The sequence below is a fragment of the Roseibium suaedae genome (assembly GCF_900142725.1).
Lineage (GTDB): Bacteria > Pseudomonadota > Alphaproteobacteria > Rhizobiales > Stappiaceae > Roseibium > Roseibium suaedae.
The window spans coordinates 341,512-366,311 of sequence record NZ_FRBW01000004.1; the positions used below are offsets into that span (position 1 = coordinate 341,512).

General features: G+C 61.4%; 20 protein-coding genes. 10 read left to right on the top strand and 10 right to left on the bottom strand.

Annotated features, from left to right (window positions below; translation table 11 throughout):
* Positions 1-79 precede the first annotated feature (79 nt).
* On the bottom strand, positions 80-4,891 hold the full coding sequence (locus BUA94_RS17965) for an NAD-glutamate dehydrogenase (protein ID WP_073014699.1): 4,812 nt from the start codon (positions 4,889-4,891) through the stop codon (positions 80-82).
* Positions 4,892-4,998: 107 nt separating this feature from the next.
* Between BUA94_RS17965 and BUA94_RS17970 the strand changes: the two genes are divergently transcribed.
* From BUA94_RS17970 to BUA94_RS17985, 4 genes are all read left to right on the top strand, one after another.
* Positions 4,999-5,568, top strand: a complete 570-nt coding sequence (locus tag BUA94_RS17970; RefSeq protein WP_073014700.1) for a peroxidase-related enzyme — start codon at positions 4,999-5,001, stop codon at positions 5,566-5,568.
* Between the two features lie 92 nt (positions 5,569-5,660).
* Positions 5,661-6,611, top strand: coding sequence for an N-acetyl-gamma-glutamyl-phosphate reductase (gene argC / locus BUA94_RS17975; protein WP_073014701.1), 951 nt, complete (start codon positions 5,661-5,663; stop codon positions 6,609-6,611).
* Positions 6,612-6,657: 46 nt separating this feature from the next.
* A complete protein-coding gene (leuD, locus tag BUA94_RS17980) occupies positions 6,658-7,263 on the top strand; it encodes a 3-isopropylmalate dehydratase small subunit (RefSeq protein ID WP_073014912.1) in 606 nt (201 codons plus the stop codon).
* A gap of 399 nt (positions 7,264-7,662) precedes the next feature.
* Positions 7,663-8,532 carry a protein-methionine-sulfoxide reductase heme-binding subunit MsrQ gene (locus tag BUA94_RS17985; RefSeq protein WP_073014702.1) on the top strand — a complete coding sequence of 290 codons (870 nt, stop codon included), beginning with the start codon at positions 7,663-7,665 and terminating at the stop codon, positions 8,530-8,532.
* Positions 8,533-8,546: 14 nt separating this feature from the next.
* Here the strand turns inward: BUA94_RS17985 and BUA94_RS17990 are convergent, their stop codons facing one another.
* Together BUA94_RS17990 and BUA94_RS17995 are read right to left on the bottom strand one after the other, a co-directional pair.
* The gene (locus BUA94_RS17990; RefSeq protein WP_073014703.1) at positions 8,547-9,050 is read right to left on the bottom strand and encodes a Crp/Fnr family transcriptional regulator; all 504 of its coding nucleotides are present in this window, start codon (positions 9,048-9,050) and stop codon (positions 8,547-8,549) included.
* Positions 9,051-9,074: 24 nt separating this feature from the next.
* The gene (locus tag BUA94_RS17995; RefSeq protein WP_073014704.1) at positions 9,075-9,758 is read right to left on the bottom strand and encodes a response regulator transcription factor; all 684 of its coding nucleotides are present in this window, start codon (positions 9,756-9,758) and stop codon (positions 9,075-9,077) included.
* A gap of 239 nt (positions 9,759-9,997) precedes the next feature.
* Between BUA94_RS17995 and BUA94_RS18000 the strand changes: the two genes are divergently transcribed.
* The 5 genes from BUA94_RS18000 (at position 9,998) to ftsY (ending at position 15,322) form a co-directional block, all read left to right on the top strand.
* Positions 9,998-10,507 (top strand): L,D-transpeptidase family protein, encoded by a 510-nt coding sequence (locus BUA94_RS18000; RefSeq protein WP_235860636.1) that lies wholly within the window; start codon positions 9,998-10,000, stop codon positions 10,505-10,507.
* A 109-nt stretch (positions 10,508-10,616) separates the two neighbouring features.
* Complete coding sequence (gene ypfJ, locus BUA94_RS18005; RefSeq protein ID WP_073014913.1) at positions 10,617-11,498, top strand: KPN_02809 family neutral zinc metallopeptidase; 882 nt, start codon at positions 10,617-10,619, stop codon at positions 11,496-11,498.
* A gap of 110 nt (positions 11,499-11,608) precedes the next feature.
* A complete protein-coding gene (gene dapF / locus BUA94_RS18010) occupies positions 11,609-12,565 on the top strand; it encodes a diaminopimelate epimerase (protein WP_235860637.1) in 957 nt (318 codons plus the stop codon).
* Entirely contained in the window at positions 12,562-13,833 is a 1,272-nt protein-coding gene (mtaB, locus tag BUA94_RS18015) for a tRNA (N(6)-L-threonylcarbamoyladenosine(37)-C(2))-methylthiotransferase MtaB (protein WP_073014706.1), read from the top strand. Before dapF ends, mtaB begins: the two co-directional genes overlap by 4 nt.
* A gap of 124 nt (positions 13,834-13,957) precedes the next feature.
* On the top strand, positions 13,958-15,322 hold the full coding sequence (gene ftsY, locus BUA94_RS18020; RefSeq protein WP_073014707.1) for a signal recognition particle-docking protein FtsY: 1,365 nt from the start codon (positions 13,958-13,960) through the stop codon (positions 15,320-15,322).
* A 710-nt stretch (positions 15,323-16,032) separates the two neighbouring features.
* On the opposite strand, the gene BUA94_RS18025 is transcribed toward ftsY, so the two are convergent.
* Both BUA94_RS18025 and BUA94_RS18030 read right to left on the bottom strand, forming a co-directional pair.
* Positions 16,033-16,326, bottom strand: a complete 294-nt coding sequence (locus tag BUA94_RS18025) for a hypothetical protein (protein ID WP_208980145.1) — start codon at positions 16,324-16,326, stop codon at positions 16,033-16,035.
* Between the two features lie 196 nt (positions 16,327-16,522).
* Positions 16,523-17,140, bottom strand: a complete 618-nt coding sequence (locus tag BUA94_RS18030) for a 3'-5' exonuclease family protein (protein WP_073014708.1) — start codon at positions 17,138-17,140, stop codon at positions 16,523-16,525.
* A gap of 106 nt (positions 17,141-17,246) precedes the next feature.
* Between BUA94_RS18030 and BUA94_RS18035 the strand changes: the two genes are divergently transcribed.
* Complete coding sequence (locus tag BUA94_RS18035; RefSeq protein WP_073014709.1) at positions 17,247-17,873, top strand: hypothetical protein; 627 nt, start codon at positions 17,247-17,249, stop codon at positions 17,871-17,873.
* A gap of 72 nt (positions 17,874-17,945) precedes the next feature.
* On the opposite strand, the gene BUA94_RS18040 is transcribed toward BUA94_RS18035, so the two are convergent.
* The 5 genes from BUA94_RS18040 to BUA94_RS18060 all read right to left on the bottom strand — a co-directional run bounded on the left by BUA94_RS18040 (position 17,946) and on the right by BUA94_RS18060 (position 24,687).
* Positions 17,946-19,373 carry an alanine/glycine:cation symporter family protein gene (locus BUA94_RS18040; protein ID WP_073014710.1) on the bottom strand — a complete coding sequence of 476 codons (1,428 nt, stop codon included), beginning with the start codon at positions 19,371-19,373 and terminating at the stop codon, positions 17,946-17,948.
* 181 nt (positions 19,374-19,554) lie between these two features.
* Positions 19,555-19,914 carry a 50S ribosomal protein L20 gene (rplT, locus tag BUA94_RS18045; protein WP_073014711.1) on the bottom strand — a complete coding sequence of 120 codons (360 nt, stop codon included), beginning with the start codon at positions 19,912-19,914 and terminating at the stop codon, positions 19,555-19,557.
* Positions 19,915-19,947: 33 nt separating this feature from the next.
* Positions 19,948-20,145, bottom strand: a complete 198-nt coding sequence (rpmI, locus tag BUA94_RS18050) for a 50S ribosomal protein L35 (protein WP_073014916.1) — start codon at positions 20,143-20,145, stop codon at positions 19,948-19,950.
* 242 nt (positions 20,146-20,387) lie between these two features.
* Complete coding sequence (locus BUA94_RS18055; RefSeq protein WP_073014712.1) at positions 20,388-21,299, bottom strand: response regulator transcription factor; 912 nt, start codon at positions 21,297-21,299, stop codon at positions 20,388-20,390.
* Positions 21,292-24,687, bottom strand: coding sequence for an ATP-binding protein (locus BUA94_RS18060; protein WP_073014713.1), 3,396 nt, complete (start codon positions 24,685-24,687; stop codon positions 21,292-21,294). Before BUA94_RS18060 ends, BUA94_RS18055 begins: the two co-directional genes overlap by 8 nt.
* Positions 24,688-24,800: the final 113 nt, after the last annotated feature.

A 24,800-nucleotide genomic window follows, 5' to 3' on the forward strand; every position in this document is an offset into this window, starting at 1 on the left:
AATGAAAATCCCCGGCATGTAGCCGGGGATTAGCACATTCGCTGGAGCTTGCGTAGGGAGCCTTGTGGCTCGCAGGCCCTTACTTGGTCAGTTCAGCCAGCAAGCTTGCTGCCACGGAGAACTTGGAGACGCTGAGGTCGCCGTCCAGGATCTCGTTGACCGTGCGTGTGGTGCGGGCCACCGAGTGCTCGTGGGTCGACAGCCATGTCTCGAAGCTTCCGCTTGCGATCGCTTCCTTGGCGATGCCCCGATGTGCGGCGGCCAGGATCGACCGGGCACGGTCAAGGGCAAGGCCGTCATAGTAATCGGAGATCGTCAGCTCGCGGGCGAGCGCATCCATGGCGCCGATGCGGAAATGGGCTGCCACATCGAAGAAGGCCTTGGCCGCCAGGTCCAGCTTGGCGGAGGTTTCTTCGGCAACGATCACCACATCGGGGATTGCCGCTTCCATCGGCAGCCAGGCGATCCGGCGGGCAAGAGCCTCAGGAACCTTGGCTTCAATGAAGCGGGTGGTCTGGCGTTCGAACTCGGCCGACTGATCTTCGCCCAGTAGGTTGGCAAGGCGTGACCGCAGATCCGCGATGCCGGTGCCGAACCGCTCGACCACGTCGGAAATGCCGCCTTCGAAGGACAGGTTGCGCTTGAACCAGACAACCTGCTCGATCAGGAGATCCTCGACCGCCGAATAGAGCTCAAGCTGGATGCTGCCATCGACCGTGTTGTCGAGGGCATCGATTTCCGTATTGAGATCCGTCAGGTCGAAGCTGTTGCGGACGGCGACGAAACTGCGGGCGATGTCTGCGGGGCTGGCCCCGGTCTGGTCCATGAGACGGGTCATGAAGGTCGGCCCGCCCCGGTTGATCATGGAATTGGCCAGCATGGTAGCGATGATTTCACGGCGCAGGCGATGGCCGGAAATCTCGTCATTGTAGGCCTCTGCCATCTGATCCGGGAAGTAGCGGAACAGTTCACGGCTGAGATAGCTGTCATCCGGAACCGTGCTGGACAGCAGCTCGTCATAAAGCGTCAGCTTCGCATAGGCGAGCAGCACGCCCAGTTCCGCGCGGGTCAGCGGTGTGCCCGCCTTGGCCATTTCGGCCAGACCGGCATCATCCGGCAGGAATTCCACCGCCCGGTCCAGAAGGCCTGCCTGTTCCAGCTGGCGCATCATCCGGCCCTGATAGCCGAAGTCTTCCATGCCCCGGCGCTCGGTCATCGAGATGGCCAGGGTCTGGAGGTAGTTGTTGCGCAGAACCAGTCCGGCGACCTCATCGGTCATGCGGGCCAGCAGGTCATTGCGCTGTTCGACCGTCAGCTTGCCGGCCTTCACGGCCGCACCCAGGGCGATCTTGATGTTCACTTCCATGTCGGAAGAGTTCACGCCTGCCGAGTTGTCAATGGCGTCCGAATTGGAGCGGCCGCCCTTGCGGTTGAACTCGATACGGGCCCGCTGGGTCATGCCCAGGTTCGCGCCCTCGCCAATGACCTTTGCGCCCACTTCGCTGGCGGTGATGCGGATCGCATCATTGGCGCGGTCGCCTGCATCCGCGTCGGTCTCCGAAGAGGCCCGGATGTAGGTGCCGATGCCGCCGAACCAGAGCAGATCGACCTTCAGCCGCAGGATCGCGGTCATGACTTCCTGAGGCGTTGCCTGAGGCCGGGAGATACCCAGCAGGGCCTGCACTTCCGCAGACAGGGCAATCGACTTCGCCGAGCGCGGGAAGATGCCGCCGCCCTTGGAAATCAGCTTCTCGTTATAGTCTTTCCAGGAGGAGCGGCCGAGATCGAAGACGCGCTTGCGCTCCTTCCAGGACTTCGCCGGATCCGGATCCGGATCCAGGAAGATGTCCCGGTGGTCAAAAGCGGCCACGAGCCGGATGGCCTTGGACAGCAGCATGCCGTTGCCGAAGACGTCGCCGGACATGTCACCCACGCCGGCCACCGTGAAGGGCTCGGTCTGGATGTCCCGGTTCATCTCGCGGAAGTGGCGCTTGACCGCTTCCCAGGCGCCACGGGCCGTGATGGCCATCTTCTTGTGGTCATAGCCCGCAGAACCGCCGGAGGCGAAGGCATCTCCCAGCCAGAAGTCCCGGCCTTCGGAAATGCCATTGGCCGTGTCGGAGAAGGTTGCCGTGCCCTTGTCGGCGGCCACCACCAGATAGGGGTCGTCGCCATCATAGCGCTGGACACTTGCCGGCGGCACGACCTTGTCCTCGATCAGGTTGTCGGTGACATCGAGCAGGGCGTTGATGAAGATCTTGTAGCTGGCGGTGCCTTCCTGGAACCAGCCTTCCCGGTCTGTTGCCGGATCGGGCAGGAATTTCGGCACGAAACCGCCCTTGGCGCCAACGGGCACGATCACTGCGTTCTTCACTTGCTGCGCCTTGACGAGGCCCAGAACTTCGGTGCGGAAGTCCTGTGGCCGGTCGGACCAGCGCAGGCCGCCTCGGGCCACCATGCCGAAGCGCAGATGCACGCCTTCGACGCGGGGGCTGTAGACGAAGATTTCGCGGAAGGGCCGCGGGCGCGGCATATCCTCGATATTGCGGGAGTTGATCTTGAAGGCAAAGACCGGCTTGGGCTGGCCCTTGTCGTCAAGCTGGAAGAAGTTGGTTCTCAGAATGCTGTCGATGACATTCTGGAACCGGCGCAGGATGCGGTCGTCGTCGAGGCTCGACACGGTGTCGAGCGCCGCTGCAATCTCGCTTTCGAGGCGGGCGGTTTCCACGTCCCGGTCCTTGCCGCTGGCAGAAGGATTGAACCTTGCGTGGAACAGCTCGACCAGCTTCGCGGTGATCTGCGGATAGTTGTTGAGCGTGGTCCACATGTAGTCTTCGGAGAAGCGGATGCCGACCTGGCGCAGATAGCGGGACAGGGCGCGCACCACGGCAATGTCGCGCCAGGCAAGGCCTGCGCTCAGCACCAGTGCGTTGTAGCCATCGTTTTCTGCCCGGCCCATCCAGACCGCCATGAACAGGCTTTCCAGCCGGTCCCTGAGGTCATCGGCAAGATCCGCAACAACTCCGGCGCGGCTGGCCTCAAGCGTCATCTCATGCAGATAGGACAGGTCCTGATCCGTCGGCGTGATGCGGTAGGTCCGCTCGTTGATCACCTTGAAGCCCATGTTTTCCAGCAGTGGAACGCGGGCCGACAGGGGGATGGGGGCATCCAGATGGAACACCTTCAGCGACAAGCGGTTGTCCAGCGAACCGGAGTTGCGGAAGAACGTGATCGCTGTCTGGCGCTCCCGGGACAGGGTCTCGAGCTTCAGCACGTCGATCAGCGCCGTTTCCGCGCTGTAGACTTCCTTGTAGCCGCCGTGGAAGGCCAGGGCGTAGCGGTCGGACAGCTCGCGCGCCTTGACCGGGTCGAAGCGGGCCTTCAGCGCATCGCGCAGGCCGTCCGGCCAGGTGCGCACCATGGTCGCAACGGCCTTTTCCAGCTCTTCCTGGTCCGGCTGCGGCGTCTGGCCTTTATCGCGGCCAATAATGAAATGCACCCGGGCGAGCGGGCCTTCCGGATAGGTCACGTACCAGGCGGACAGGCGGCCGTCGAAGACGGAGGCGAGATAGGTGCCGATGTTGAGGCGCACTTCTGTCGTGTAGCGGTCGCGCGGCACGAAGCAGAGGATCGAGACATAGCGGTCGAACCGGTCGGCGCGGGCCAGCACCCGGATGCGCGGCCGCTCGTCCAGTTGCAGGATCGTCATCGCGAAATCGAACAGCGTGTCCTTGTCGATCTGGAACAGTTCGTCGCGCGGGAAGCTTTCCATCACGTTGGTCAGGGCGCGGCCGGAATGGCTTTCCGGGTCATAGCCGGCCTTGGCCAGAACGCTGGCAACCTTGCGGCGCAGGAACGGGATGGTGCTGGTCGGCTCCGTATAGGCCGTGGAGGTGAACAGGCCGACGATGCGCAGTTCGCCCGCCAGCTTGCCGTCTTCGTCAAACAGTTTCGCGCCGACATATTCCATATGGACGCGGCGGTGGACCTTCGACTTCACATTCGCCTTGGCAATGATCAGCGGGTCCGGCTTCATCAGGAATTCGCGGACTTCCGGGGTGATCTGCACGAACTCGTTGCCACGGCGCAGAACGCGCACATCCGGATTGGCGAGCAGGCCAAGGCCGGTGCCGTCGTTCGGAGACAGTTCGCCATCGGCCACGCCGCCTTCGAAGCGGTATTCGCGCATGCCGAGGAAAATGAAATTGTCGTTGGCCATCCATTCCAGGAAGTGGATGGCTTCCCAAAGGTCGTCTCCGCCGCTGGCGGCCTGTCCGGTCTTGTAGGAGTTGATGGCACGGACGAGGCGTTTCTTCATCGCCGTCCAGTCATGAACGGCTGCGCCGACATCATTCAGCACGGCAGTCAGGCGGTCCTGAAGGGCCTGACGGGCCTCCTCGGAATCGATCCGGCCGATATGAATGTGGATCAGGCTTTCCTGGTCATCTTCCCGGGGCGCGCCTTTTCTCTTGCCGGTGGCGGACACAAGGGTGCCGTTGGCGTCGCGCTCAACATTGAAGATGGGGTGCAGGACGAGGTGAACGTCGAGGCGGCTCTCCTGGAGCTCGGCCATCACCGAATCCACCAGGAACGGCATGTTGTCATTGACCACTTCGACGATGGTCAGCTCGCCAGCCAGCTGGCCCGCAACCTTGAAGCCGGGGTTGACGATGGAAACCCGGTGCGTGCCCTTCTGGTGGGACTGGAAGTCAGTCCAGGCATGGCGGGCAAAGGCCGACAGCTCTTCCTCGGAGTAGTTGACGAGATCCTCCGCCGCGCCGCGCAGATAGAATTCGCGGGCAAAATCGGCAAGTGCCTCCGACTCCGTCTTGAGGGATTGATGGATGGACTCGATCAGCGCGTCTTTTGCGCCCTGTTTTTTATCCGGCATTTCCGTCCCTTTCCGATCCAGTCATTCTGAATATGGAGCTGGATCGCGTTCATGCTAGCGTGAGATATTGAATGAAGTGATGACAAAACAGTCAACTGGGAGGTGGCATGTCTGACGAGAGGGTGATTGCACTGGCTGTGAGCGAAGGTGCTGGGTTGAGTGCAGAAACACAGAAGTATTTTGACCTGTGTCAGGAAAAGCTTGGTCTCGTACCTAATGTCCTAAGGGCATATGCTTTCGACGACAAGAAGTTGCGAGCTTTTACAGACATTTATAACGATTTAATGTTGGGTCATAGCGAGTTGACGAAGCTCGAGCGGGAGATGATTGCCGTCGTGGTGTCCTCCATCAACCGCTGCTTCTATTGTCTGACGGCCCATGGGGCGGCGGTTCGCGAGCTGTCCGGCGATCCGGTCCTCGGCGAAATGCTGGTGATGAATTACCGTGCGGCGGATCTTTCACAGCGTCAGCGGGCGATGCTGGACTTTTCCGTCAAGCTGACCGAGCGGCCGTCCGAAATCGTCGAGGCCGACCGGGAAGACCTGCGCAAGGCCGGTTTCACCGACCGGGATATCTGGGACATTTCCTCCGTTGCCGCCTTCTTCAACATGACCAACCGGCATGCTGCGGCCACCGACATGCGTCCCAATCATGAGTATCATTCAATGGCCCGTTGAGTTTGCGGCGCTTGCGATGCGGTGACATCTCCTGCATTTGGGTGTAATAGGCACGGGTTTTTCCGTGACAGGCAGGAGAGGGAGCCGGGACCATGGTCGCGCGCGTATTCATTGATGGTGAAGCTGGAACGACTGGACTCCAGATTCGCGAGCGCCTTGCTGCGCGCCGGGATCTGGAGCTTCTCTCCATTCCTGATCATCTGCGCAAGGATCTCTCTGCCCGTGCAGATCTGCTGAACGCTGCAGATGTTGCCATTCTTTGCCTGCCCGATGATGCGGCCAAGGAAAGCGTGTCGCTGATCACCAGCGATACCACCCGGGTGATCGATGCCTCGACCGCTTACCGGGTTGCCGAAGGCTGGGATTATGGTTTTGCCGAAATGGCGAAGGATCAGGGCGCGAAGATTGCTGCATCCAAGCGGGTGTCCAATCCGGGCTGCTGGCCGCAGGGCCTGATCGCCCTGACCCGTCCTCTGATCGAAGCCGGTCTTCTGCCGGCAGATCTGCCGCTCACCTACAACGGCATTTCCGGCTATTCCGGCGGCGGCAAGTCCATGATCGCCGATTATGAAGCAGCAGGCGCTGGCGCAAACACCTTTGCGCCCTACGCCCTGACCTTCAATCACAAGCACTTGCCTGAAATGACGGCTTACAGCGGCCTGACCAAGGCTCCGCTGTTCACCCCGTCTGTCGGCAACTACTACAAGGGCATGCTGACGGCCATTCCGCTGCAGCTTTCGGCTCTGCCGAAGGTGCCGACGGGCGCCGAGCTCCATGCTGCTATCGCCGACCATTTCGCTGCCATCAAGGATGGCTTTGTCGAAGTGGCCCCGCTTGCAGACACCGGCTCGTCCAAGGACCTGAACCCGGAAGCGCACAACGGCACCAACACGCTGCGTCTGCATGTGTTTGCCAATGACGCCCGCGCTCAGGCCGTTCTGATCGCCGTTTATGACAATCTGGGCAAGGGCGCGTCCGGCGCTGCCGTCCAGAACCTGAACCTGATGCTGGGGGTCGATGCGGCAACCAGCCTCGCTGCCTGATAATCAAAACAAGACAACAAGCCAGAGACCTTTGGAGGTTATCGCCTTGGACAAGTTCACCACGCTCACCGGTGTCGCCGCTCCGCTGCCGATCATCAACATCGACACGGACATGATCATCCCGAAGCAGTATCTGAAGACGATCAAGCGCACGGGCCTCGGCACCGCGCTGTTCTCCGAGATGCGCTACAATGAAGACGGATCCGACAACGCGGATTTCGTCCTCAACCAGCCGGCCTACAAGGGCGCACAGATCCTGGTCGCAGGCGACAACTTCGGCTGCGGTTCTTCCCGTGAGCACGCTCCGTGGGCTCTGCTCGATTTCGGCATCCGCTGCGTGATCTCCACGTCCTTCGCCGACATCTTCTACAACAACTGCTTCAAGAACGGCATTCTGCCGATCCGCGTGTCTGAAGAAGAACTCGACAAGCTTCTGGACGATGCTTCCCGCGGCGCCAACTCCACCCTGACCGTGGATCTGGAAACCCAGACCATCAAGGGCCCGGATGGTGGTTCGATTTCCTTCGAGATCGATCCGTTCCGCAAGCACTGCCTGTTGAACGGTCTCGACGACATCGGCCTGACCATGGAAAAGGCTCCGAAGATCGACAATTTCGAAGCCAAGGCCGCCGAAAGCCGCCCCTGGGCGTAAGCCAACAGGCCTTTCGGGCCTGGCTGTTCTGACATTTGTCACCCCGGACCTCCGTTGCGCCGTGTCCGGGGTGACAATCCCAAAGATTTCGGGCGGGAGAACTGGCTAGGTCAGCCTTTCCGCATGAGAAATCCCCTCCGTCTTCGTCATGCCATGGCTTGACCATGGCATCCATTCCGTAACCTCGCCACATGGAAACGCAGTGCTTTGTGGAGGCGGAACGGCATGGATTCCGGTTCAAGCCCGGAATGACGGCGTGGGGAAAGGCCGGTTTCCCTTATCTGCACTCTTGAGAATTGAGTTGATTGTTTGTGTGGCGCCGTATCCTCGCGCAGCCTTCACAGCGGCTTGAACAGATTTGGGATGCGCGGCGCGCGTTTCCGTTTTACGTCAGAAGCCATGACCCAGGTTTCGACTGTCTTGAGCGCGATGCCCTGGATGGACCGGCAAGGCCGGCTGTCCGTTTTCCGGCTTGCCGTTTTCCTCATCCTGCTGGCTCCGGCCGCGGATTTGCTCTTCTTCCTGTTCTTCGGTCCGGTCTTTCCCGAGCCCTATGAGCTGGCCATTCACGAGAGCGGCGATTGGGCAGTCCGTTTTCTGGTTCTCTCGCTGGCCATCACTCCGGCCCGCCGGATTTTCTCCTGGAACAAGCTGATCGGTGTGCGGCGGATGATCGGCGTCTCTGTGCTCTTTTATGTGCTTTTGCATCTGGTGCTCTACGTTGCCTCGGAGCATTGGAGCCTTCCCAAGGTCGTGAGCGAGATCGCGCTCCGGTTTTATCTGACCATCGGCTTTGTCGCCCTGCTCGGCCTTGCGGCTCTGGGCATCACGTCCTTTGACCGGATGATCCGCAGGCTGGGGCGCCGGTGGAACCAGTTACACATGCTGGTCTATCCGATCGCAGGTCTGGCTCTGTGGCATTATTTCCTGCAGTCCAAGTCGGATGTCTCATCCGCCGTGCTGATGGCAGGGCTTTTTGCGCTGCTGATGCTTTACCGTATCGCGGTCCGCCTGAAACTGCCCCTGGCGAGCCCACTTGTTCTCGCAGGCTGTGCGGCCGGCGGTGCTGCGGCTGCGGCAGGCATCGAGTTTGCCTGGTATGCCCTGGCAACCGGCATTCCTGCCAAGCTGGTGTTCCTGGCCAATTTCGACGTGCAGTACGAGCTTCGGCCCGCAGTCTGGGTGGGGATTGCAGGCTTGAGCGTTGCGGTCATCAGAATGCTGCAGATGCTTCTGCCGATGGTTCGGAGCAAGCTAAAGGCAGCCTGAAAAGGGGAGTCCGCTCAGGACTTGGCGCTGCCGCGCAACTCGCGGGCGGCGAGCATCTGTTCGAGTTGTTCGAACGTGTCCCCAAGCGGGGCGAGGGCCGTGGCCGTTGCGCGGAAGCGGTTGGCATGGGCCTCGAACAGGCGCCGGGCCAGTTCCGGATATTCCTGGATCATGCGTTTGAACAGGGCCCGCCGGATCCGGATCACCCGGACCGCGCCAATGGCAACGGCCCGGCAGGGGCGCTTGGTATCGGCCAGAAGGGCGCTTTCGCCGAGGAGGCTGCCGGTCGGCGCGAGGTCAACTTCGTCGAACCCGTCCGGCCCGCGCTTCTGCAGGCTGACTTCGCCGGCGGCGATCACAAGACCGCCATCGGCTCTTTCTTCCTCATCAAACAGGATCATGCCATTGCGGTAGTCGAGACTTTCCGCGCTGAAGGCAAGCAGACGCAACTGGTCGTCGGCGAAGTCCGACAACATCGGGATCTGCTGCAGTATGGCGATATCCTGAATAAGGCTCATTCTTAAGCTTTACGCCGCGCGGTTTCAGGGCACAAGCTTATATCCACCGGCTTCTGTGACCAGAAGTTCCGCATTGGACGGGTCCCGCTCGATCTTCTGCCGCAGGCGGTAGATGTGGGTCTCCAGTGTGTGGGTCGTCACGCCGGAATTGTAGCCCCAGACCTCATGCAGAAGAATGTCGCGGGTCACCGGCTTCTCGCCTGCCCGGTAGAGGAACTTCAGGATCGACGTTTCCTTTTCCGTCAGGCGCACCTTCGAGCCCTTTTCATCCAGCATCAGCTTGGCGGCCGGGCGGAAGGAATAGCGGCCGATGGCAAAAGTCGCGTCTTCGCTCTGCTCGTGCTGGCGCAGGTGGGCGCGCATGCGGGCGAGAAGAACCGCGAACTTGAACGGCTTGGTGACATAGTCATTGGCACCGGCTTCCAGACCCAGGATCGTGTCGCTGTCGCCGTCATGACCGGTCAGCATGATGATCGGCGCCTTGAAGCCGTTCTTGCGCAGCAGCTTCACGGCTTCGCGCCCATCGATATCCGGCAGGCCGACGTCCATCAGCAGCATGTCGATGGATTCGTCCTTCGCCTTGGCAATGCCGCTTGCGGCGCTGTCTGCCTGGATGGTCTCGAACTCGTCATAGAGTGACAACTGCTCGACCAATGCCTCACGCAGATCATTGTCGTCATCAACGATGAGAATGGTACGGGCTGTCATCTCTGGTTCCTCGCTCTGGCCTTGCGCCAACGGATTTTTCTTAAAGACCCGATCAGCATCACGTGAACAACATGGGTCGTGTGACCTGTTTGTGCGAGGGAAATCATCGCCAAACAAGAGGTTCTGCGTCAATTCTTCTTCACGGCGGGGTCAGCGGAGGGTTATCAAGAGGTCCTGCGTGCAGTGCGCATGAAAAGGCTTCAGGGAACGACCGGGTGAGAAAAGCGGCGGAAAGACTTGTGGTCCGGGTTCGTCCCGGTCAGAAAACGAAGGGAATTCTGCAGCTCGGTCCGATCACGGTTCCGTGTGCCATCGGGAGGTCGGGTCTGACGCGTCTGAAACGCGAAGGCGACGGCGCAACGCCCGTTGGCCGGTTTGCCCTGCTGGGCGCCTATTACCGGGCCGACCGGCAGGCTCGGCTTGCCGGAGGCGTGCCTTGCGAGCCGATCCGGCCGGACGATGGCTGGTGCGATGATCCGCGCCATTTCCGTTATAACCGGCCTGTGACGCTGCCCTTTGCCGCGAGCCACGAGAAGATGTGGCGGGACGACCACCTCTACGACATCGTGGTGGTTCTGGATTGCAACATGGCTCCGGCGGTCAAGGGGCGGGGCAGTGCGATCTTTTTCCATCTCGCCCGGGAAAATTACACCCCGACCGAAGGCTGTGTGGCTGTCGCGCCCCGGCACATGCGTCTCATCCTGTCGCGGTTGAGGCGGGGCGCGGTGATGGAGATTTCCGGGCTCTGACGGGAACGCTGCGGCACTTGCCGCGTTGTTCCAGACAGACGATCCGGCTATGGGATCTGACGAGGCGCGCAATTGCCAGCCGCCTCTTTGCAAGATTTGGGGGAATGCCATGCGCTGGAGAGGCCGCCGGACGAGTGACAATATCGAAGACCGCCGCTCGGCCGGGTATACCCGGGGCGGTGGCGGCGTGCGTGTCGGTGGCGGGCTCGGGCTCACCGGCGTTCTGGTCGTGCTCGCCATCTCATGGTTCACCGGCATTGACCCTATGACCCTGCTTCAGGGGCTGGACGGATCCTCCGGCGGCGGAAACTATCAGACCTCCGAACCGGCTTCCCGCGGCACTCCGGACGACCCGCAGGCTCAGTTCGTCTCGGTCATCCTGGCTGACACGGAAGACACCTGGAGCCATATCCTGGGTCAGTATGGCGAGAACTATCCGGAGCCGACCCTGGTGCTTTTCTCCGGCGCAGTGCCATCAGCCTGCGGTAATGCCACTTCTGCCACCGGTCCCTTTTACTGCGGGGCGGATCAGAAAGTTTACATCGATCTGTCCTTCTACAAGCAGCTGGCCGGTCAATTGAATGCGCCGGGCGATTTCGCCCAGGCCTATGTTCTGGCCCATGAAGTCGGTCATCATCTGCAGAACCTGCTCGGTGTCCTGCCGGAATATCAGAAGGCCCGCCGCACCATGAGCGAGCGCGAAGCCAATGCTCTTTCCGTGCGCGTGGAGCTTCAGGCCGATTGCTACGCCGGCATCTGGGCGCATTACGCCGCCCGCAAGCGGGATTTCATCGAGGATGGCGACATCGAGGAAGCGCTGAATGCAGCCTCCAGGATTGGTGACGACACTTTGCAGAAACAGGCGCAGGGCTATGCGGTGCCCGAAACCTTCAACCACGGAACCTCCGCCCAGCGGGCCCGCTGGTTCCGTCAGGGCTTCGAGACAGGCGACCTGAAAGCCTGCAATACCTTTGAAGCCGCCACGCTTTAAGGATGTTCAGACGAAACGCGGACAGCTGCAGGTAACCCGGACTGGTAATCGGCCCGGTTTTCCGCCATATAGGGGGCAAAGCTCCCGGGCGGAGCTGTTGTTCCACTCTCATGAACATGATGGTCACCGGTATGGCGCAAGAGCGCAGGCCCTTTTTGAAGATGAACGGTCTTGGCAACGACTTCCTGGTCTGGGATGCGCGGGAAACCCCGCTGCGCCTGACTCCGGATCAGATTGCCAAGCTTGGCGACCGCGAGACCGGCGTCGGCTTTGATCAGATGATCACGGTCGAGAAGTCCCCGGCGGGCGCTGACGCGTTCATGCGCATCCACAATTGCGATGGCTCCCAGGTCAATGCCTGCGGCAATGCCACCCGTTGTATCGGCCGCCTCCTGATGGAGGAAAGCGGCAAGGACCATGTCACCATCGAAACCAATGCCGGCCTTCTGCATGCCTATGCGACGGAAGATGCCCGTGTCGTCACCGTGGATATGGGCAAGCCGCGCCTGCGCTGGGACCAGATCCCTCTGGCTGAAGAGTTCGCCGACACCCGAGCGATCGAACTGCAGATCGGGCCGATCGATGATCCGATCCTGCACACACCGGCCGCTGTTTCCATGGGCAATCCTCACGGCATCTTCTGGGTCAGCGATGTGGAAGCCTATGACCTCAGCAAGGTCGGTCCGCTGCTTGAACATCATCCGGTCTTCCCGGAAGGCGCCAACATCTCGCTGGCCCACATCTTCGCGCCGGACGAGATCCGGGTGAAGGTCTGGGAACGCGGCGTTGGTCTGACGCTGGCCTGCGGCACGGCGGCCTGTGCTGTCGGAGTGGCAGCTGCGCGGGACCGCAAGACCGGCCGCAAGACCACGATCCATCTTCCCGGTGGCCCCATCGGCATCGAGTGGCGCGAGAGCGACGACCACGTGATGATGACCGGCGGTACGGAAATCGAGTACGAGGCGGAAGCCGATCTCGGCACGCTGGCCTTCGAAAAGACCGGCCCGGGGGATGCGGACCAGGATGCATCGGCTGCTGCCGATCTCAAGGCAGGTGCCTCCGCATGAGCATTGATGTCGTCACCTTTGGTTGCCGGCTGAATTCCTACGAGTCGGAAGTGATGAAGCGGGAGGCAGAGGCTGCCGGCCTCAAGGATGCCATCCTGATCAACACCTGCGCCGTGACCAATGAAGCCGTGCGCCAGGCTCGTCAGGCCGTGCGCAAGGCCCGCCGGGATAATCCCAATGCGCGGATCATCGTCACCGGCTGCGCCGCCCAGACGGAAAGCGCTACCTTCTCAGAGATGACTGAGGTCGATCTGGTGCTCGGCAACACCGAGAAGCTGGAGCGCAAGTCCTACGCCCAGGTTGCCGCTTTTGGCATCGATGACAGCGAAAAGGTCCGCGTCAACGACATCATGAGCGTTGAAGAGACCGCTGGCCATCTGATCGACGGGTTGGAAGGCCGGGCACGCGCTTTCGTTCAGGTTCAGAACGGCTGCGATCACCGTTGCACTTTCTGCATCATTCCCTATGGCCGCGGAAATTCCCGTTCCGTGCCGATGGGCGTGGTCATCGACCAGATCCGCCGCCTGGTGGAGAACGGCTATAACGAGATCGTTCTGACCGGTGTCGATATCACCTCCTATGGGTCCGACCTGCCGGGACTGCCGAAGCTCGGCACCCTGACGGCGAAGATCCTGAAGATGGTTCCGGACCTGAAGCGTCTGCGGCTGTCCTCCATCGACAGCATCGAGGCGGATGACGACCTGATGCGGGTGATTGCGGAAGACGAACGCCTGATGCCGCATTTCCACCTGTCCTTGCAGGCCGGTGACGACATGATCCTCAAGCGCATGAAACGCCGCCACCTGCGCGCTGACACCATCCGCTTTTGCGAGGACGTGCGCCGCATGCGTCCGGATGTGGTGTTCGGCGCAGATATCATCGCTGGCTTCCCGACGGAAACCGAAGAGATGTTCTTGAACAGCCTGCGCATCGTCGATGAATGCGGGCTGACCCATCTGCATGTCTTCCCGTTCTCGCCGCGTCCCGGCACGCCTGCGGCCCGCATGCCGCAGTTGCCGCGCAACCTGATCAAGGAGCGCGGGGCACGGTTGCGTGCGAAGGGCGAGGAAGTGCTGGCAAACTATCTCGCCAGCGAAGTTGGCAAGCTGCGCCCGGTCCTGATCGAGAAGGAAGGTCTGGGACGCACCGAACAATTCACGCAGACGGAGATTTCCGGCGGCATCGCCGGTGAAATCCTCAATGTCCGCATCACGGGCCACACGGGCCGTCACCTTCTTGGCGAGGTGGTGGCTGCCGCTGCGGCCTGACCGGCTTTTTCTGCGTATGGGGCGCAGGAGAGCAGGTCTTGAGATCATTCAGGCTCTGCCGGGCTGAGGTGCCAGGCGGGCCAACGCAGAGCCGGGGCTCAGGACCCGGTATCGGGGCAGGTTTATGAGCGAGAAGAAACGCGGTTTTTTTGGTCGGCTGTTCGGGGGCAAGGAAACGCCCGAGACACCGGAGACCGAAGCACCGCTTGTCCAGGACGCCGAACCTGAGGCCGATCTCGGGTCAGATGCCGGGGCTGATGTTCCTGACGCAACGGCCCCGCTGGAGCCTGCTCTCCCGGTTGAGGAAAAGAAGGCAGAGGACGAGCCGGAAACGCTTGTTGCTGCTCCCGCCCAGTCGGAAACCGGCACCAGCGCTGAAGAAGCCGCCATTTCTGCAGGCCTTCCGGATACGTCCGTTGACCCTTCCCAGGGTCTGGAACCGGAAGAAGAGATTGCCCCGAAGATTGGATCAGAAGAAGAGCTGCCAGTAGATGAGCTGGTTCCAGAACAGGCTGCGGACGAACGAACTGCCGTTCCTGCACCGGTCGTGGACGAACCCGCACCTGCCCGCAAGCAGTCCTGGTTCCAGCGCCTGAAGCAGGGCCTCTCCCGCTCCTCCTCGGCTCTCACCGAGGGCATCAGCTCGATCTTCACCAAGCGCAAGCTTGATGCGGCAATGCTGGAAGATCTGGAGGACGTTCTGATCCAGGCGGATCTGGGTGTTGCGACGTCCATGTCGATCACCGAGCGTCTGGCAGATGGCCGCTTCGACAAGGAAATCTCGCCGGAAGAAGTACGTTCGGTTCTCGCCGAGGAAGTGGAGAAGGTACTTGCGCCTGTGGCCCAGCCGCTGGATCTCGACAGCGGCCGCAAGCCCCATGTGGTGCTGATGGTCGGCGTCAATGGCACCGGCAAGACCACCACCATCGGCAAGCTGTCCCAGAAGCTCGCCCGTGAAGGCAAGAGCGTGATGCTGGCCGCTGGCGACACGTTCCGTGCTGCCGCCGTGGAGCAGCTGAAGATCTGGGGCAAGCGCACCGGTGCCGAAGTGGTTGCCGGTGAAACCGGTGCGGATGCGGCAGGCCTTGCCTTTGACGCCATGAAGCGTGCGAAGGAAAAGGCCGTCGACGTGCTCCTGATTGACACGGCGGGCCGTCTTCAGAACAAGACCGAGCTGATGGATGAGCTGGAAAAGGTCATCCGCGTCATCAAGAAACATGACCCGGAAGCCCCGCATACGGTGCTCCTGACGCTCGATGCCACCACCGGCCAGAATGCGCTCAGTCAGGTCGAGATCTTCGGCCGTGTCGCCGGTGTAACCGGTCTGGTGATGACCAAGCTGGATGGTACCGCCCGCGGCGGCATCCTCGTCGCCATCGCCGCCAAGCACAAGCTGCCGGTCCATTTCATCGGTGTCGGCGAAGGCGTCGAAGACCTCGAACCCTTCTCCGCCTCCGATTTCGCCAAGGCAATCGCCGGTCTGGCCTGATCAGCCCCAACCCTCACCCGCCGCTTTGCGTCGACCTCTCCCAGACTTGGGAGAGGTGGTGGAGAGGCTTGTCGTGGGGAGGGGCTGTAGTGTCCTGTGACACTCGATTGCCAAAGAGACTGGGCTGACTTGCTGCATCGACGCTTGCCGCAGCCTACCCCCTCTCCCTCTGAGAAAGGGCCGGGGTGAGGGCTTGCGCTTGAGCCTTGCGCCTGAGATGACCCGCATATTGGCCTATGCCCCGCTTTCCTCCCTCGTCATCGCAGGACATTATCAAGCGGACTTTTCTGTGTTTCTGCCTCCAACCCTCACCCGCCGCTTCGCGTCGACCTCTCCCAGACTTGGGAGAGGTGGTGGAGAGGCTTGTCGTGGGGAGGGGCTGTAATGTCCGGCGACACTCGATTGCCAAAGAGACTGGGCTGACTTACTGCATCGACACTTGCTGCAGCCTACCCCCTCTCCCTCTGGGAGAGGGCGGGGGTGAGGGTTCGCGCTTGAGCCTCATGCCGGAGATGACCCGTGCGCCGAGCGAGAGCTTCGTTTATCGCCGCACGCCTTTCCTCAGCGTTATTGCAGCGCTAGATGCAGCAATCCTCTCTCAGGTCTTTCCAATCGGAGGCCGTTGGAGGGGCACTTGAAGGCTGCGGTCCAACGTCTTGCCGCAGCCTACTCCCTCTCCCTCCGGGAGAGGGTTGGGGTGAGGGGAACCTTTAAAGGCTCGTGGACAGAACGTAGCCGGCGGCGCGCTTGCGGGGGCTGGCGGCGGTTTCGCGATAGGTGCGCACGCCGTTTTCCGGTTCGGTCTGGCGCTTGGTCCGGGTCTGCGGGTCGTGATCGCGGGTGGCGATCAGATGGGCAAGGAACACCGAGTTCGGACGATAGCGGGCGATCATCCGGTCATGGGCTTCTTCCAGACGCGGTTCCAGCGGCACGGGCGGGATCTTGAAAGCCTGCTCGTCGCGCGGTTCTTCCCGCTGCCCCTCATAGGGACGGCGCTGCCTCATATTGGGACGCGCGGAATATCTGACCGGGTTAACTTGCACGCTGGTGACCTTGCCTGTTCCAGATCGGTACGGAGGCTCCGTTCCTGACTGGTCCCTCGCAATAGGTATGCCAGCTTATGAGGCTTGTTAACCTTTTACCCGCAGAATTCCTTGATTCGTGATCATAAAAGTTAACAAGATCACGCGATTTTAACTTTTAGCCCCGGAAATCCGAGGCTTTGAGGCGGCCGCTGCGCAGCAGGTGCTGGAGCGACAGGGCAATGCCGAGAGCGTCATTCAGTCCGTCGTGGGCGGGCAAGTCCGGCATGTCCAGCTGGAAGTAGCGGGCAAGTCCGGAGCTGCGTGTTCTTTCCCTGTCCTCCTTTGACATGCCTGCCTTGGTCATCAGGCTTGCCGCACTGAAGAAACGGGTGGCAGGCAGTGGCGGCGGCAGACCTCTCAGATAGCAGGAGATCGCCATGAGGTAGATCTCGTCCTTGCCCCAGGACCAGAGGTCTGCCTCTCCGGCAAAGTCTGTGAAGGAGAGCAAGGCCTGATCCAGCGGCAGGCCCTCGCTTTCCAGAACCGCTTCGCTGATGCCGGTGAGGCCGGTGAAGAAGTCCGGGAGCGGCACCGGCTCTCCCGACCTGTTGCTGGGCAGGATGTGCAGACGCAGGGTGTCTAGAACGGGATAGGGGGCTTTCAGAGACAATTTCACGGCGCCGATCTGAACAACGACAGGATCCGGATCATCCGGCGAGCACCACAACCGCTTCATGGATCCCTCTTCTGCCAGCCATTCGCAGTCGAAAAGGATGACGTGATCTGCTGCCATTCCGATGTCTCCAAATCGTTTGTGGACTGTCTCGAACCAGCCCCAATTGAGCCGTCATGATTGGTGAGTTTGCGGCCTTCACGCAAGAGTAGAAGGACGTTGGGCGATGAAAGCGGCAGGACTTGGTTTGGGTCTGCTCTGTGCTGTCATGATGGGCGTGGCGGGGCCGGCAGATGCGCAGATTGCAGCCGGAGCCCCGGCCTTGGCCGGCAGCTGGAAGACGGCATGTCTTCCCATCGGCAAGAACGGCCGCCATGGCATGACGGTCGCCCTCAACATTCCTCAAGAGACAGGCCAGACGGGGGAGGGGCCGATTGAAGCGGTCGCGCAGCTCTTTGCCAAGGCGGATTGTGCCGTCCCGACCGTTCACGTCGTCTATGAGGGCAAGGTTGCCCTGACTCAGGAAGCAATCGGCCAGTTCCTGGTTGATCAGGATACGGGCAGCGTCACGATGACCCCGCAGGCCGAGGATGTGGTGGGGTTCTACAACGCAAAGCCGGAGGAAATGGGCTGTGGCCTGTCCGGCTGGCAACTGAACCAGCCAAGGGATGTTTCCGGGAAGACCTGTTCGCAGACGCGATTCCCGGAAACGGGAAGCCGGGTCTATGACCGGGCCTGGCTTGAAAGCGGCACCTTGCGCTTCGGCGTCTTTCCCTTGAAGTGGGATCTCACCGACCCCACCCAGCGGGCGGGCGAGCGTGGTCCGGTGGTCTTCGAACGGGTCGGCGGCTAGGTCCTGCCCTTCATATGAAAAAGGCGCAGCCTTTCGAGCTGCGCCTTTTTGGATTTGTCTGGCACTTGCGGCCTAGCGTTCCTTGCCGGTCCAGGCTGTGCGGTCCAGGTCCAGATCGGCGAACTTGTCCGGGTTGAACACCGGATGCGCGACGCCGGACTTGAGCTGGCCGCGGTAGTCGTCCAGCAGCCGCTTGGCCGTCGGGAACAGCATCAGGAGTGCGATGAGGTTCACCAGCGCGAGCAGGCCCATCAGCGGGTCCGAGAAGAAGAACACGGACGTGGCATCTGGCGCAGAGGCGCCGAGGAAGACCAGCGCCATCACGACTAGGCGCAGGCCCGTCAGGACGATCCGGTTTTCGGTCAGGAAGTTCAGCGCGTTTTCGCCCAGATAGTAGTTGTAGATGATCGAGCTGAAGGCGAAGAGCAGGATCGCGCCGGTCAGGAAATAGCTGGTCCAGCCGCCCAGGTGGAAGGCAAGGGACTGCTGGGTCAGGACTACGCCGTCAATGCCTTCCACGCCCGGCTGATAGACGTCGCCGAGCAGGATGATGAAGGCGGTGCAGCTGCAGATCAGGATCGTGTCGATGAAGACGGACAGGGACTGGGTGATGCCCTGGCTGACCGGATGGCGCACTTCTGCGGTTGCCGCGACATTCGGGGCAGAGCCAAGACCGGCTTCGTTGGAGAAAAGGCCCCGGCGGAGACCCTGGCTCAGGGCCGCGCCCATGCCGCCCCCAATGGCTTCGTCCAGGCCGAAGGCGCTGGTGAAGATGGTGTAGATCAGGTGCGGGATTTCGGTGATGTTCAGGGCGATCACGATCAGAGCCATCAGGAGATAGCCGATCGCCATGACGGGAACGATGATGTCGGACACCTTGGCGATGCGGTGAATGCCGCCAAACACGATCAGGCCGGTGATGCCGGTCAGCAGGATGCCGGTCCACAGGCGGTCAATGCCCATGCTCTCCTCGACAGCGCCGGCAACCGTGTTGCCCTGGAAGGCGTTGAAGCCGATGGCGAAGGAGGCGATCAGGCAGATGGAATAGAGAACGGCCAGCCAGCGGTAGTCCGCGCCAAGGCCGTGAATGATCGAGCGGGCAGGGCCGCCGCGATAGGTGCCATCCCCTGAGGAGCGCTTGAAGAGCTGGGCCAGGGAGCATTCGATGAGGCTGGTTGCCATGCCGACCAGGGCAATGGCCCACATCCAGAAGATGGAGCCGGGGCCGCCAACCGAGATTGCCACCGCAACGCCGGCAATGTTGCCGCCGCCGACACGGCCGCCAACGGACAGAAGCAGCGCTTCACGGGCGGAAATCGCCTTCGGATTGGTCGTCTGATATTTCGTCGAGAGGACCTGGAACATCCGTCCGAAGTAGCGGAACTGGACGAAGCCGGACACCGTTGTGAAAAAGACGCCGATGATGACGAGGAAGGGAATGAGAGCCCATCCCCAGGTCAGGTCTCCGATGAGCCCGAAGAACGACTGTAGCAACTGCATTGTCTTGGTGTTTCCCTGTTATCGAGGTTCGTAGCCTCCCGTCACTTTGCGTGATCTTGCGGCCCGGACCCGTTCTTGTCACCTGCGGTCAGTCAGAGTGAAGTATGCTTGTTTTGTTGCAGAAACAAAAAAGGCGCTGCTCTTTCGAGTGGCGCCTTTCGTTTTTCCAGGGTCTGGTGCCTTAGGCAGCCAGAGCGCCTTCAGCCTTGTCAACCAGGGCCTTGAAGGCTTCCGGCTGATGGATGGCGAGGTCGGAGAGAACCTTGCGGTCGACTTCGATGCCAGCCTTGTTCAGGCCATCGATGAAGCGGCCATAGGTCATGCCGTGTTCGCGGGTCGCAGCGTTGATGCGCTGGATCCAGAGCGAACGGAAGTTCCGCTTCTTAACCTTGCGGTCGCGGTAGGCATACTGTGCTGCCTTCTCGACGGCCTGCTTGGCGACGCGGATGGTGTTCTTGCGGCGGCCGTAGTAGCCCTTGGCGGCCTTCAGAACCTTCTTGTGACGAGCATGGGCGGTAACGCCTCTTTTAACGCGCGACATGGGAGTACTCCTTAAAAAACAGGTGCTTAAGGCTTAAGCGTAGGGCAGGAACTGCTTGACGATCTTCGCATCCTGCGGAGCCAGCGTGGTGGTGCCACGTGCGCTGCGGATGAACTTCGTCGTGCGCTTGATCATGCCATGACGCTTGCCAGCCTGCCCGGTCTTCACCTTGCCGCTCGCGGTCAGTTTGAAGCGCTTCTTGGCTCCAGACTTGGTCTTCAGCTTGGGCATTTTGCATCCTTTCATTGGTGCGGATAGCAAGCTATCCGCTGTCTTGTTGGTGCATCGAGAGGTCGCCACGGCATGCCCTTGGTATTCGGGCGGTCTGCATCCACCGGGTAGACCCGAGTGGAAAATCCCATATAGACAGGACGCAGAAATCCAGCTCCGAAAGAGCCGGACGACTCTGGACCGGGCGCTTATAGGGGGCTTGCCCGCCGAACGCAACCGGAATCCGGAAAACTGAGCCGGATTTAAAGGGCGTGCAGCACCTGTGCGGCCCGCACGGCGGCAGAGGCGCGGTTCTCGACGCCCAGCTTCTGGTAGATCTGTTCCAGATGCTTGTTCACCGTGCGCGGCGACAGGCCAAGGATCTCGCCGATGTCCTTGTTGGCCTTGCCCTTGGAAATCCAGAGCAGCACGTCTGCCTCCCGGGCGGTCAGGCCGAAATGCTCGCGCAGAACTCCGCCTTCGTCCTCCGAATTCTGGGCGCTCATGCGGAACAGGCATTCGTCCGGACCGACCGCTCCGAGATATTGCATCTGCACCTGGCGGCCATTGGAGAGTGTCAGCGGAAAGGGGGCAGAGGCAGCTGTCCCTTCCGTGCCCTTCAGCCATTTTCCCAGATGGTCGGCAATTTCGCTCAGGATGCCGCTGCCGTCCGCGCCGCTGCCGACCAACTGATGGGCCTGGGGCGTGGACCAGCCAAGATGTCCGCTGCGGGACACTGCCACCAGATGGCGCCCGGCGGCGTCCAGGGCAATTCGGGCGCTCTGGACAGAGCGGGCATTGGCCAGATGAACCCGGATGCGGGCCTGAAGCTCGTCGATGTTGATCGGCTTGGTCAGGAAGTCGACGCCGCCGGATTCCAGCGCATGGACCACGTGTTCGGTTTCGCTGAGGCCGGTCATGAAAATCACCGGCACATGGCTCAGATGCGCCCGTGCCTTGATCTCGCTGCAGGTCTCGAAGCCGTCGAGGCCGGGCATGACCGCATCCATCAGGATCATGTCCGGGGTAACCCGGTCAGTGATGGCTAGCGCGCCCTTGCCGCTGGTGGCAACCAGAACAGTCAGCCCCGAGTTCTCCAGCGCCTGGGTCAGGAAACCGAGGGTCTCGGGCGAGTCGTCGACCACAAGAACAATGTCGCGGTGCTGATCAGTCATGGGCGGCAAGTCCTTCCAGCACGTCGGTGTAGCTGTCAAAGTCGAACTGCTTGAGATGGCCGCGCAGGCGCGCGACCAGTGGCCCGTTGCGCGGATCGGTTTCAAGCTGCTTCAGCTTCGCTTCGATGCCATGGATGTAGCCGATCTGGCCAAGGCTGATCAATTCATCAAGATGGCCAGCCCCCGGATGAACCAGATCGGCATCAAGGCCGTTGAGGGACTGGCCATTTGCCGCGCCCGTCTGAGGGACGCTGGTCCATTCCAGATCGAGATGCTTGCGCAGCTTTGCCAGAAGCTGGCTGACGTCGAAAGGTTTGGACAGGCTGTCGTCGTGCAGTTCCGCTCCGCCCGGATGCAGGGACGTGTCGGCGATGTTGGCGGATAGCATGATCACCGGGGCCTGAATGTCGCGGCTTCGAAGCTCCTGAAGCAGCTGCCAGCCGTTCATGTCCGGCATCAGGATGTCGAGCAGATAGAGCTCAGGCGCAGAGCTGGTCAAGAGAGCCAGGCAGCCGGCGCCGTTTGCCGCCTCCAGCACGTCAAAGCCGAGCGGCTTCAGGATCTCGCAGACCAGGGCCCGGTGATCCGGATTGTCATCGACAACCGCAATCGTCCGCCGGGCGCCCTTGTATCCGGTGATGCGCTCTTCCTTCTGGCGGGGTCGTGCCGACTGGGCGACCGCAGCCAGCATCAGGCGCACCTCGAAGCGGGAGCCTTTTCCCAATTCGCTGGAGAGCGCGATCGCGCCGCCCAGGGTCTCCGTCAGGAGCTTGGTGATGGTCAGTCCGAGGCCGAGGCCGGGTGTGCGCTGGATCTTCTCGCCTTCGCCCCGCCCGAAGGGTTCGAACACCTTGGACTGTTCTTCCAAAGCGATGCCGGGACCCGTGTCGGTGACCGTGAAGGTTGCCACCTGAGAGCGGTAGCCGACGGTAAGGCTGACGGAGCCTTCTTCCGTGAACTTGATGGCGTTGGTGAGGAGATTGACCAGGATCTGCCGCAGGCGCTTTTCATCGGTGCGCACATGAACCGGCAGGTTGGGCGAGCGTTCATGCACGAACTTGAGGCCCTTGGCTCCGGCCTGCATCTCGAACATGTCAGTGATTTGGTCGAGGAAATCGTGGATGTCGATCTCGTTGGAATAGACCTGCAGGCGTCCCGCCTCGATGCGGGAAATGTCCAGCAGCCCGTCGATCAGTCCGGAGAGATGTTCGGCGCTGCGGCGGATGGTGTGCAGGTTTGCCCGCCGGTTTTCCGGGATCGTCTCGTCCCGCTCCATCACCTGGGCATAGCCCAGCACCGAGTTGAGCGGCGTGCGCAGTTCATGGCTGAGACCGACCACATAGCGGCTCTTGGCCAGGTTGGCCGCTTCCGCATCTTCCTTGGCTTTCTGAAGTGCGGCGTCGGTCTTGCTGTGGGCGTCGATTTCCTTTTGCAGCAGGGCATTCTGGCGGGCGGATTCCTCCTCCGCCACGTGCCGCGTGTCATGGGCGAGCACCAGAAACCAGGAGGCTATGCCGGCTGCGACCGCGAAGACGAAGAAGATCAGGGCAATGGTCTGCCCGATGATCCCGGCCGCCTCCGGATAAAGGCCGACCGCGCGGGCGGAGATGATCCAAAGGACAAGACCGATGGCCGCAGACGACAGGACCGCTGTCAGGGCGTAGCGGCCGAGGCGGGTGCGCAGGTGGCCGAGGGTTTTTTCCGGCAGGAAATGCGCAGCGGCAACACCGACCTGATGGGCGAGCCGTGCCTTGGGCTTGCAAAGGTCGTGGCAACGGGCGTCGAGCGAGCAGCAGAGCGAGCAGATCGGCGCCTGATAGGCCGGGCAATAGGCCATGTCTTCCGGCTCGAACGGGTTTTCGCAGATCGAGCAGGTGATGGTCGACTTGCTGTTCCAGTGCCGCCGGGGCTTGCGGGCCAGCGCATATTTCCCTTTGGTGCCGAGGGCAATGGCCGGGGCTGCCAGATAGGCAACGCCCATGGCAACGAAAGGGGCGAGCGCTGCTGCTTCCGCGTTGAAATAGTTGAAATGCGCCAGGATACCGGCGGTCGCCGCGAGGAACATTGCTCCGGTGCCGACCGGATTGATGTCGTAGAGATGGGCCCGCTTGAACTCGATGCCGGGAGGGGAAAGCCCCAGCGGCTTGTTGATGAAGAGATCGGCGGAAATGGTCGACAGCCACGCCATGGCGATGATGGAAAAGACACCGAGGGTCTCTTCCAGCAACTCGTAGATGCCCAGTTCCATCAGCAGCAGGGCGATGGCGACATTGAACACCAGCCAGACGATGCGCCCGGGATGGCTGTGGGTCAGGCGGGAGAAGAAGTTCGACCAGGCGAGGGAGCCCGCATAGGCGTTCATCACGTTGATCTTGAGCTGGGACACCACGACGAAGGCGGCCATCAGCAACAGAGCGGCCTGTTCGGAAGGCAGCATGTAGCCGAAGGCGACCGCATACATGCGCGAGGGTTCATCCGCATGATCCGGGCCAATGCCTGCGGACAAGGCGAGCACCGCCAGGAAGGACCCGGCCAGCATTTTCGGGGCGCCGAGCAGCACCCAGCCTGCGCCCGCCAGAAACAGCGAGAGCCGGTGCCGTTTGCGCGGCAGGTCCTGGGCCGGCAGAAAGCGCAGGAAGTCGACCTGTTCGCCGATCTGGGCCATCAGCGCCAGAATGACGGCGGAAGCCGCTCCCACGCTGATCAGGTTGACGGAAGCCCAGCCAATCTCGGGCCTTGGTGCCTGTGTTGCCGGATCGATGCCTGAAAAGCGGATCCACTCTGCAAATACGCTCCAGTCGGCGAAGGCGATGAACAGGAACGGCAGAATGTTCAGGACGATCCAGAATGGCTGGGTGACAAGCTGAAACCGGCTGATCCAGGTGATGCCATGGGTGACAAGGGGAATGACCGCGACGGCGCTGATGACGTAGCCGATCCAGAGCGGGATCGAGAAGGCATAGTGCAGCGCGCTCGACATGATCGAGGCTTCGATGGCAAAGAGCAGAAAGGTGAAGCTGGCATAGATCAGCGAGGTGATGGTCGAGCCGATATAGCCAAAGCCTGCGCCACGGGTGAGCAGGTCGATGTCGACGCCGTGCCGGATGGCATAGCGGGCGATGGGCAGGCCGACGAACAGTAGCGCTAGGCAGCCAATGAGGATCGCGACAAAGGCATTCGCCGTGCCATAGGACAGGGTGATGGCCCCGCCGATCGCCTCCAGCGCCAGAAAGGAAATCGCCCCGATGGCAGTCTGGGAGATCAGCCGCGAGGAAAAGCGCCTGGCGCTCTTGGCGGTGAAGCGCAGTGCATAGTCCTCAAGGGTCTGGTTGTTGACCCATTGATTATATTGGCGCCTGACCGGCAGAATCCGCTGACGGGCTGTCATGCCTAATTATTCATCCTTGAGAAGCGCTGCTTGCGGGGTGTGCAGTCTTGTCAGGATTGTTTGTGAAGGCAAGCGAAATGCAACACTCTCCCGGCTCCGCAGGGCGGCACCGG